Origin of the sequence: Bacillus sp. GMa5/1, from assembly GCF_050172015.1 — a bacterium.
GTDB lineage: Bacteria > Bacillota > Bacilli > Bacillales > Bacillaceae_G > Bacillus_A > Bacillus_A cereus.
In genome coordinates this window covers 1-428 of sequence record NZ_JBNLYC010000442.1, presented here as the reverse complement: position 1 = coordinate 428, position 428 = coordinate 1, and the positions used below count along the sequence as shown (strand labels likewise).

The window sequence follows — 428 nt, the reverse complement described above, 5'->3', positions numbered from 1 at the left end:
CTTTTGTTTTTTCCGCGCGGTCGTGGCGGAACGGCAGACGCGCTAGGTTGAGGGCCTAGTGGGGGAAACCCCGTGGAGGTTCAAGTCCTCTCGGCCGCATCAAAAAAATCTTAAAAAAGTACTTGCATTTGAAAATGTAGTATGATAAGATAATTGAGTCGCCAAATTACAACGACGAAAAAACATCATGAATAAGCGCCCGTAGCTCAATTGGATAGAGCGTTTGACTACGGATCAAGAGGTTAGGGGTTCGACTCCTCTCGGGCGCGCCAATTACGGGAAGTGGCTCAGCTTGGTAGAGCACCTGGTTTGGGACCAGGGGGTCGCAGGTTCAAATCCTGTCTTCCCGACCACGCGGGTGTAGTTTAGTGGTAAAACAAGAGCCTTCCAAGCTCTGGTCGAGAGTTCGATTCTCTTCACCCGCTTTT

General features: G+C 50.2%; 4 tRNA genes. All 4 read left to right on the top strand.

Annotated elements, in window-relative coordinates:
- The first annotated feature begins 16 nt into the window (after positions 1–16).
- Positions 17–99 (top strand) — tRNA-Leu (locus ACQGSG_RS29340).
- A gap of 96 nt (positions 100–195) precedes the next feature.
- Positions 196–272, top strand: a tRNA-Arg gene (locus ACQGSG_RS29335).
- 4 nt (positions 273–276) lie between these two features.
- Positions 277–353 (top strand) — tRNA-Pro (locus ACQGSG_RS29330).
- Position 354: 1 nt separating this feature from the next.
- Positions 355–425: transfer RNA gene (locus ACQGSG_RS29325), tRNA-Gly, on the top strand.
- Positions 426–428 lie beyond the last annotated feature (3 nt).